This is a genomic window from Bacillus sp. FSL R12-0074 (genome assembly GCF_038005725.1).
GTDB lineage: Bacteria > Bacillota > Bacilli > Bacillales > Bacillaceae_G > Bacillus_A > Bacillus_A mycoides.
Genome location: NZ_JBBOTR010000008.1, coordinates 1 through 9904 on the forward strand (window position 1 = coordinate 1; position 9904 = coordinate 9904).

Annotated in this window: 10 protein-coding genes; 3 read left to right on the forward strand and 7 right to left on the reverse strand. The window is 31.1% G+C overall.

Annotation, left to right across the window (positions count from 1 at the left end; genetic code table 11):
• Positions 1-5: 5 nt before the first annotated feature.
• On the reverse strand, positions 6-284 hold the full coding sequence (locus NSS97_RS30185; RefSeq protein WP_113709166.1) for a hypothetical protein: 279 nt from the start codon (positions 282-284) through the stop codon (positions 6-8).
• Positions 285-349: 65 nt separating this feature from the next.
• Positions 350-931 (reverse strand): hypothetical protein, encoded by a 582-nt coding sequence (locus NSS97_RS30190; protein ID WP_107888088.1) that lies wholly within the window; start codon positions 929-931, stop codon positions 350-352.
• Between the two features lie 475 nt (positions 932-1406).
• On the opposite strand from NSS97_RS30190, the gene NSS97_RS30195 reads away from it, so the two are divergent.
• From NSS97_RS30195 to NSS97_RS30210, 3 genes are all read left to right on the forward strand, one after another.
• Positions 1407-3467 (forward strand): deaminase domain-containing protein, encoded by a 2061-nt coding sequence (locus NSS97_RS30195; protein WP_341115369.1) that lies wholly within the window; start codon positions 1407-1409, stop codon positions 3465-3467.
• 22 nt (positions 3468-3489) lie between these two features.
• Positions 3490-3885 carry a hypothetical protein gene (locus tag NSS97_RS30200; protein ID WP_078214346.1) on the forward strand — a complete coding sequence of 132 codons (396 nt, stop codon included), beginning with the start codon at positions 3490-3492 and terminating at the stop codon, positions 3883-3885.
• Between the two features lie 313 nt (positions 3886-4198).
• The gene (locus tag NSS97_RS30210; RefSeq protein WP_231348117.1) at positions 4199-4594 is read left to right on the forward strand and encodes an immunity 22 family protein; all 396 of its coding nucleotides are present in this window, start codon (positions 4199-4201) and stop codon (positions 4592-4594) included.
• 610 nt (positions 4595-5204) lie between these two features.
• On the opposite strand, the gene NSS97_RS30215 is transcribed toward NSS97_RS30210, so the two are convergent.
• The 5 genes from NSS97_RS30215 to NSS97_RS30235 form a co-directional block, all read right to left on the reverse strand.
• A complete protein-coding gene (locus NSS97_RS30215) occupies positions 5205-5390 on the reverse strand; it encodes a hypothetical protein (RefSeq protein ID WP_044443238.1) in 186 nt (61 codons plus the stop codon).
• A 54-nt stretch (positions 5391-5444) separates the two neighbouring features.
• Positions 5445-5996 (reverse strand): DUF3967 domain-containing protein, encoded by a 552-nt coding sequence (locus NSS97_RS30220; RefSeq protein ID WP_341115374.1) that lies wholly within the window; start codon positions 5994-5996, stop codon positions 5445-5447.
• A 1257-nt stretch (positions 5997-7253) separates the two neighbouring features.
• A complete protein-coding gene (locus NSS97_RS30225; protein ID WP_002205120.1) occupies positions 7254-7844 on the reverse strand; it encodes a helix-turn-helix domain-containing protein in 591 nt (196 codons plus the stop codon).
• Positions 7845-8072: 228 nt separating this feature from the next.
• Positions 8073-8663 carry a hypothetical protein gene (locus NSS97_RS30230; protein WP_078177358.1) on the reverse strand — a complete coding sequence of 197 codons (591 nt, stop codon included), beginning with the start codon at positions 8661-8663 and terminating at the stop codon, positions 8073-8075.
• Positions 8664-9008: 345 nt separating this feature from the next.
• Positions 9009-9263, reverse strand: coding sequence for a SunI/YnzG family protein (locus NSS97_RS30235; RefSeq protein ID WP_063223230.1), 255 nt, complete (start codon positions 9261-9263; stop codon positions 9009-9011).
• Positions 9264-9904 lie beyond the last annotated feature (641 nt).

A 9904-nucleotide genomic window follows, 5' to 3' on the forward strand; every position in this document is an offset into this window, starting at 1 on the left:
CGTAGTTAATCTTTTATATTAATGTTAGCTAGCTGTTGCTTTAAATCCCAATACTTTGGCCTCTTTTTTGGATCAAACCATATAGCTCCTTCTTGAAGCCAATTCTCACGATATGCTTCAATAGTCCACCCGAGTTCTTCATCATCATATCCTGGTTGAAAAGCGCAACAGGCACATATTAAACTTACGTTTGGGATTCCTTCTCTAATATAGAATGGTCCTGGTAAACAATTATAGCCACAAACTAAACAGACATATCTTCTTATAAACTTTCTAAACAACATACCAACTCCTTTATCATTGAGGTATGTTTACATAAAATCCGTTATCAGAAGTTGTTTTTAGATGATCAGTTTTTATATTTTATAATAGTTCCGTTTATATCTTTAAACTTTAAAGCAGTCTTAATAGAATCTAATGATTCTGGGCGATCGTCTAATTTATTAGGAAGGATTATGTACCATAAACTCCATCCTTTATACTTTGATTCGTTAGGTAAGAATTTATCTAAATTTATTATATGCCCTGAAGTTGATTCATAAGATACCTCGCTAATGGATGGATTCTTAAGATAGCCAGAAATAACTTTTCCGTTTGAAACTCCAAAAGTAGGTGATATACCAGAATCTTGTACTTTTAACTCACTTACATTTTCTCCTCCTGTTATTCCACTTACAGTCCATTTTCCATTTTTTATTTGTAAATCCGCTATTGAAATGTAATTATCAGGTGTAACAAAAAAGGCTGTTTTTCCATCTATTTTTATAATACGCTCTAAAGCATGATATTTATTTGTATCTGTATTACTTGTTGATTTTAATTCTTGCTTTAATGCTTCTTGCTTTGTATCGTACCCTTTTGAAATCGAACAGCCACTAATGACAAGAATTAGGGAACCTAATATAAGATATTTTCTAAGTTTTTTATACAAAAGTTTTCCCCCTTTATTTTTTGTAAATATATGGATTCATTACATTCTATCACGAAGGAATTAGAATAAGTCTTACATTTTTTTTGATGTATATTCTATACATGTGAGGTTAACATAACGTCCCATTATCGGTAGCAAATACTTTGATAGAATCCTTGATTTTATAAGGTTTCTTTCTTTCATGTCTATTTATCTCTTATACATGAGTTTATACATCGTTGTTATAGCGGGGATTCTAGGGATTCCCGCTATTCTTTTTTTGCATAAAATCTTGTATAACATTCCTATAAAAACCAATGACGAGATTTGTCATTAGTCTTTATTTGTATTTTAAATGTATATCCCGTATCGAAAACGCTCCGTTTTGATGCTTTTTTGATTTATTTTGCTATACTTGATTGATTTTTTTAAAAGCTTTTATTAAGGGGGAATGACTGCAACCCTGTTACTACCACTAGAAAGAGAGACGAATTAAATGGGATTTCATGTAGATTTAAAAGAATTCAATGAAGTACTGGCCAAACTCCAAAAAGACACCAGTAAAACAAATAATCAACTTGAACAAGCCCAAAGAGCATTGAATGGTATTATCCAGGCCGATGCCATGCAGGGTGCAACAGGAAATGCGATTGTCAACGACATCAATAATAACCAAAGTGCAGTTGTGACTGGGTTGAAAGTTACCAATGAATTTCTCATTGCGGAAATGTTGACAACTTTAAAGGATTTTCAGTCAACAACGGGAGAAAGTGATGAGAATGCGGTTATTCTGGAAGATGCATTACTGCAAGCACAAAACAAACTTTCCAATCTCCAACCCAAGAAACATGAAATGGATAGTCGCATCTCTAATATTTACAACAGCGTGAACGATTTGGTTTCACTGAGTATGCCGAAAAGCCAGTTTGATGAAAAACTGGTTGCCACCAACAAAGAACTAGAGGATACGATTCAAAAAGTACAGCAATTTGAAAGAAAAAAAGAAAAAAGCAATGCGGAAGACATTCTCAATACCCTAAACAAACAAGTTCAAATGACAAAGGAAATGAGTAGTTTATCTTATACTGATCTGAAACTTCAAGCCTTCTTTGCACAAGATGCGTTGGCAAAAGGCATTTATGAAATGGATACAAAAATCACGAATGCGGAAAAAGAAGCTGAAAGAGAAATTAAGAAAAAGCGAGAGGAATGGGCGTACCATCATCCAGCGGAGGCGTGGCTTCAAGACATTTCTGCCAGTTTCGGTAAGAAATGGGATGAATTAGAAAAAGGAACAAGATGGTTAGGGATGTTAGGCACGAACTATCCTGCCCTGAAAAGACTTTCTGATGAAGTCTTGGTGTTAGAAGGTTTGATAGGCGCGGCTGGTTCCACAATTAGTGGGGCTGCGACAGGTGTAATAAAATCAGTTTACCTAGCCCTAGAGATTGGTGAGTTGGGTATACGTGGCGTAGAAACAGAACAATGGAAACTGGACGATCTCGATGCGACTTGGGAAGGTACGAAGAAACTAGCCGAATATGGGATTGTAGGCTATATCACAACTAAGGCTCCTCATCTTAGTAAATTCTTAAATAATCCCGAACTAACGGATAAAATTCCCGTGCTGGATAACCTCGCTAGAACCTATAGAAAAGACGAAAAAGAAATGTACAACGCAGTGAAAGATTATGTAGAAAAAGCCATGACCGACCCTTATGCTTTTGGTGGCATGATATTTGATATTGGTAGTTTTTGTGTCGGCGTCGGTGAAGTAGCGGCCGTAGTGAATGGAGGGAAAATCGCAGAGGGTGCAAATCTCTTTCAAGCAGCGGGGAAAAGCGGTAAAATAGTTGGTAAGTCGGAAGAAGTAGCAGCATTAACGAATAAGTTGCCGGGTATGAAGAATGCCTTGGAGAAAATTAAAAATATGGAGATCCGGGATTTATCCCCTGAAACTTCGGCAGCTGGCGTTGGGAGTGTAGAGGAAAGAAAAACACTTGGCACGTTATTTTCTGTTGCTAAGAGTGAAACTAAGGGTACCACTAAAGATATTGGGAAAAATTTACAAAACGAATCAAAAAACATTAGAAACAACTTAGATGAATTTAAAAATAATTATAAAAAATCTGATGAATATTTAAATTTATCTAACTCAAAGAAAAAAATAATTAACCGGAAATTAGATAAACTAGGATGGGGTAATGTTGCAACAGCAGAAGTTGATATTTCAGGAATAAAAAAAGATTTTAAAGCACACAGTCAAATACATTCTAACGATTCATTGGGTTATGCAGATGATTTTTCAATTACTCCGTCAGAAAAGGATAGAGTTCTAACGAATTATGTGGACGATGTACACCCAAGGTATAATGACACAGAAGCTAAAATTTTAGAAGATATCGCTTCTAAAATAAAAGACCCCAATATAAAAGGGGAGATAAATTTATTCTCTGAATTAGATTGCTGTCAAAGTTGTACTAATTTAATATTTGAATTCAGGGAAAAATTCCCTAATATTAAGGTAAATATTATTACCAATAATACGTTAAAATAATAAAAAGGGAGATTGGATATAAATGAGCAACTCAATAAATTATGAATATATAATTGAAGCAGTTCAATTAGACTTGGATGAATATGTAGATGAAGATGGTTTAACTGTTACTCAAGCCAGTGGGAAAATCATTGAGGAAGACTGGCAAAATATTAATACCAATGATTTTATAAAGTATTCGTATCTTGTTAATCTTGCTTTAGAAGGAATAAAAAGAAAACAACTTCCAGATTTTTTATATGAAAAATTGTCTTATGCTGAAGAAGCTATTTCAAAAATAGAAAACAATGAATCAGAAGAATTAAAAAAAGATTTTAATATATATCAGGATAATTTAAAACAGAAATCGTTTAATTTTATTGAGACTAGTGCTAGTGATAAATCAAGAATTGATTATATTTTAAATCAAAAACAATAGTTTATTTTTCTAGATTTTGAGGGAAATATTCTCAAGGTAAAAGGGACAATTCCGAAAGGGATATGTCCTTTTTGTGTTATCTAGCTGTTTAAAGGGAAGCGTCTAGATAACATTGAACAGAGAAAAATATTTTAAGATATAAAAGAATTATGCAGACAAACAAGTATGAGTGGAAATACGATTAATAGAAGGTTTTTATATTAAAAATTCAAAATAAAATTATGAATTTGGAGTTTAAAACACAAAATACATCATTTAACCCTGAATTAACAAAAAGTGATGTTACTATAATTTGTATATAGGGGGATTTATTATGGAAAATCCAGGCGTAATGTCTTTATGGATAGGTAATTTTAGAACTAAGCAAAGTCTAAAAGAATATGTTGAAATTAAGTTTGATAAAATTGGAGATAGAATTCAATCTAAATTTATGAGAGACTTTAATATTGATTTTATTGATTATAACCAAGATTTATTAGAGAGTACTTTGATAGAGAACTCCACTACATCGTTGACTAACCTTTTAAATGGTTCCTCTTATGAAGCGGAAATTTTATCACAATTTGTGGAACATTACGGGGAAGAATTGCCAGAAACCTATGATTCCATTATTAGATTATATGATTTTGAGTACGATGGAGATATAGATGAAGTTAAATTTAAAAGTGGAAATTTAATTTATATGGGGTCAGTTGTATATGAGGAATGAGATGAATAGTTTGTGATTTAGTGAAGGAAACTAATACGATTAGATACAGTAACTGTCTAAGTATTTATTACTAGATTTATTAAAGAAATTGAAGATTACAAATCACTACTTCTGACCTTGATTGGCTCATGCCTTTCAAGGTTTTTTTAGAAAAGAGGGTTTTGATGGTAAAAAATTATTAACATCTTTATAGCAAGGGAATGCTTGTAGACTGATCTATACTGCATTCCCTTATTGTATGTATGCTATATTCTTATTCGCCTTTTTCTAACAGTAGAACCACGAATCTTGGCGAAGACATTGGTCTTTGCCCTGTCCTGGGGTCCGTCCTCGCTTTTTATTCCACGGTTCCCTTGACCACGAGCCTCCGAACCCTCAAACTCCCAAAGCTAACCCCAGCGGGCAAAAACCGCCCTTCTGGGGCCACCCCTGGCGAGTTTGCATGAGGGTTCCCCTCATCGTCAAGGAACTTTCGCGGCATAAACGCCAGGACTCAGCGATTCCTTCTAAATACATTTTCTATTTAATTCAATAATTATTGCTAACAATAAAGTTATACCTATAATTTCACTTACCGTATTTTAAAACTTCTTAATAAAAAAATAGAATATTAAAGTGTATTATATTTTTTTACTTGTAATGGGATAGTTACAACATATAAATCTACAGCATAATAAATAATCCAAATTCCTTTACCTTCAGCATCAAATCTTGATTGAAAAAACTGTTCTGAAATTTTTCTTTTCCCCCATTTTTTAGGAAGCCATTGAAATACTTTGGGAACATTATTATTCATACTAATTATCTCCTTAAATCCTTAATAATCAGTTCTTTACCAAATCTCAAAAAATCATTTTCCAAATAATCTCGCGAAAAAACCTTTTGGTTCTGTAGATGCCGTTAATAATTTTGTTTCTTGTACTTCTCTAATTGTTTCAAGTAACTTCTGATCACGTTTCTCTAACTTATTGTCAATGTAATCTTGTTGTTTTCGTAATTGCTCAATTAGCAATTTATTAAATTCCTCTTGTTTCTCACTATATTCTCTAAGTCTACTAACTTCATTTTTTAATGCTTTTAATTCTCCAGCTAAAATTTCTCCAACTTCTTTACTAGGTATAGGCTTTATACTTTCTCCACCTGTAGCAAAATAATGTTCAATTTGTTTTATTGAGTAATTCTGTTCTCGATGTAATTGTTTAACTATTTTCATTTGCTCAAGAGCTTTTTCATTAAAAACATTGTAACCCGACTCATTTTTCTCCAAAGGAATATACGTCCTTAATTCTTTCATCCAATTTCTTATAACATTTGGCGATTCATCTACACACAGTGCAACTTCTTTAACGGTCATCGCTATATAACCTGATTTTTCTTTACCTAGGTTTTCACTTTTATCCATCTTTTTACCCACCTTTAAAACCTAGATAAAAACCTAAGTTTTTTAAATATCAAGGGTTATTTTCAAAAAAATCAACCTTGATACCTAGGTATAAAACCTAGGTTTTTACTAATTCATTTTACTAAGGTTTATATCCTTCTGTCATATAAAAATAAAGAATTTCTCCTCTATCCCCATCCGTACTTCATTTCCTTTTTAACATATGATTATTTAATCCACACAGCGAAGATCATAGCCGCGCCACAGAAATTTTCTAATAACCTTGCAACAAACCATAATTAAAATCACATTCTTGTTTTTTTAACATAATAAAATCTAGTTAAAAAACAAGTCATTTTATAAAATTGGAAATTCTGAATCAAAAAAGAGAGAAGAGCATAAGGGGTTTTTGGGCCCAACTAGGGGTTGGGACTAGGCGGAGCCTAGCTTAAACGTGGGTACACGAAAATTCCCAGGATGTCCACTCACTGACGACACAAAACCCTCCAAATGTCCCCATTGTGTCCCTAGATGTAGACTCAGTGAGTACACAAAGTCCCTTTGATGTCTCCATATGAGTACTCACTAAGGACATGATATTTTTAATAAATTGCAATCAAACATTACTTTAAAATACTAAAAGAAAATAAATAGCATTAAATAAATGTAAATCCATAGTTCAGAAGCAAATAACATCAAAATACAAAATGCTATCCAGATGCTTCAGAATCCTTTTTAAAGGCTATAAATCTAAAACAATATTATTTATCATAAAAACAAAAAAATGCGCTTAAAAAGCAAAATAAACAGGTTTAAAAGAAGGTTTTCCTTTGCTTTTGGGGTTGAGGCTGGTTCGTCGTGTGGGGACGAGCCCCCACGTATTACGTATCTATCAATGTGGTAAGTGAAATTATTAAACGAAGGCACTAGCGGTTCGGCTCGTATAATCGCAATTCAAGCCGATGATCCCAAATAGTTGCTTTTGGATGTATCGGCTTGGTGCCGCCAAAACTCGAGCCGAAAAAAGTTCCGCAAGGATGTAGCAAAGCGAAAAGGGTGGAGATTTTCTGTAGCAAAGCGAAAGAAAATACGACCCGTTCCTTGCGGAACTTTTAGCCCCTTATATAGAGAGTGAGAAGGGACAAGCATACAGAAGTAGAAAAAAACCAGTAATACCAAGGGTTTATAGGACTTTTTATACTTATCAAATTTGATAAGTTTACTTATCAAATTTGATAAGTATAAAAATGTAAAAAAAAGACATCTAATTGATGTCTTTTAAAAAAATTTAATAGGTAAATCTTTTAATGGTTTAGCTCTCATAATTTTTATAAATTGTATCTTTAATCCTTCTTCAATATTATCCCGATCTCCAGCATATAAAATATGAGGATTGATAAATAATGCATAAGACTTTACATTGCTATTTTCTACAACACTTTCAGAACGAGCAATGATCCCTTTTGTATATAATGCCTTTACAACTCTACTCACCTTAGTCTCACTTGTCTCTAAAGACTTTGCTAATTCTCTTTGTGTAAGCGGTAATGGTTGTTTCTTTTTGGGATTGTCTACAATTGCATTAGATCCAAAACCTATAAAAGGAATCAAACTCATTAAAAATACAATTTCTTCATTTTTTAAATAAGATATACTTTGTAAATAACTCCAATTGTCTTGAATAATTTGAACAAATTTAGCTTTATTTTTTACTTTTCGCTCTGGAACTAATTTCATTCCTCTTAAATTAGCTTTTGATTGAAGTTCATTTGCTAAATACATCTCTTCTTCTGACAAGATCTTCGAATCCTCGATATCTCTCAATCTTGCATTTTTTTCAGCTTGTTTTAAATTGATAGTATTTGTCATAACTTTTCTCCTCATTCCTAGTATTTACAACTAGTACGGAGACTCTTTTTATGCTATTATGTAATTAGAATTTTATAAGAATAAAAAAGCCTCTTATGTATAGTTGTAGCGTCGCAACTCAATTATATCATGATTGGCTTTTTTTGTTGTAACTAATAAAAAAAGAGTCCTAGATAAATAGAGACTCTTTTTTCTTATTATCGAAAATCACAAATCAAATTTTATTTTTTAATATGATGTAACATAATACCAATTCTTTTCTACCTTTATGATTTCTTTAAAATCACTATTAAAATCCGACTTAATTGGTTTTATATCATTAAGCGAATATATAAAACCTGAAAAATTATCTAATATACCACGATAAGTATAGAAGAAAATTAAAGTACTATTTTCTTTTTCTTGAACCAATATATCACCACCATTTTTGGAAGTTGATACAAATTGTTTAGGTAAATGAATCATTTCATTGTTATACTCAACATTTGGAATTAACTTTTTTTGTTCTATAAGTTCTATTACTTGTTTACGGTCTTCTTTATAAATTATAAAATCTAGTTTCATATATATTTTTACAAAAGGCACATATATACAAATAATAATTATAATTAATTGTATAACTAAAGGTTTCCAGTTTTTACATTTTATAAAGTTTATAATTCCTATAATAAATATTATGAAAAATGACCCATAAATTGCGATACTAACAATCGGCATGAAAAATGGTGTAACTAATTGAACTAAGTACCATTTAGTTAAATTATAAATTATTACAATAATACTACTTATCATTGTAATTTTAGTTAATTTTTTTTTCATATTTTATACACCTTTCCAATTTTAAATCGTATTTCTAAATCATCTTATATAATATCATCAAAAATCGAAAAGAATGGGCAAGCTACGGGAGTGTGGCCACAATCCCCAAAAACGGTGTTTTTGACTTGGTAGGAGATTCCTACAACCTTTACCGTTTTTTCGGTCTCGAAATTTCATTTTCTCGTTCTAAAACGGTTGTCGCTTCGCTCGATTTTCAGCAAATAAAAAAGCCGATCTTCGTCAGCTTTTTCTTGCTAAAGTCACAAAATAAACGTTCATTTTTGTTACAAAATATTTTTTACCCCTAATCACAGCTACGCTGGTATTAGGCCTTCAAATAAATACTTAAGCATTTATTTTATTTAAAATCGAAACTTTATTAGTAGTAAATAGTACATAATCTTGTTTTCTAGTTTTAATTAAGATGCGATCAGTTGTAGCATAAGGTGTCCCAATTCGAATTGCATCTACTTTTTCAACACCAGCATAAGTATCATCTTCAGTAACTTCAATAATTTCATTTAATGGAATACTAACTTTTGCTAATTGCCATTTAATAATTAATTCCTCTGTTGTTTTTATAACATCAATACCCAACATAGTACCAAGACCTTTCTATTCTATTTTCTAAATATAATTATAAATCAAATAAATGAATTTGTAATTAAATATCTTTATTGGATATTTATGTTTATTAATAATATGAATAACAAATTATTTTTATCTATTTCCAATGTAAACTTTTGAATATTAGTTTACATTCAAATCTTTGGTTTTATTAACTTCATTACAATTTACTCATTTTCCTCAAAACCACTGACAAAAGTATACATTCAAAACACGATAAAACAAGGTATAAATAACCAACTAATAAATATATTTTTTCTGAAAATTTATGCTATAATTAATCTGTACAAAGGTTGGTATCCTTTTACTTCTAATATTGTATTGATTTATATGTAGTACCCTACTACTTAAATATGGATCTACAAACAAAAAGAACTAGTATGATACTAGTTCTTTTTGTTTGTTTAGAATAAATAAAATTTAAAAAACACATAAATATCCATGTTACCATATATTATGACACTCAATTTTGTTTACACCATACAACAAAATTAAACTAATCCCTTATCTATTATAGATAAGGGATTAGTTTGTATAAATAATTTTTATTTAACAATTTTAATCCTGTCCAAAGATTAAAAACCATATTAAAAGTTTACATAACCCCACTTATC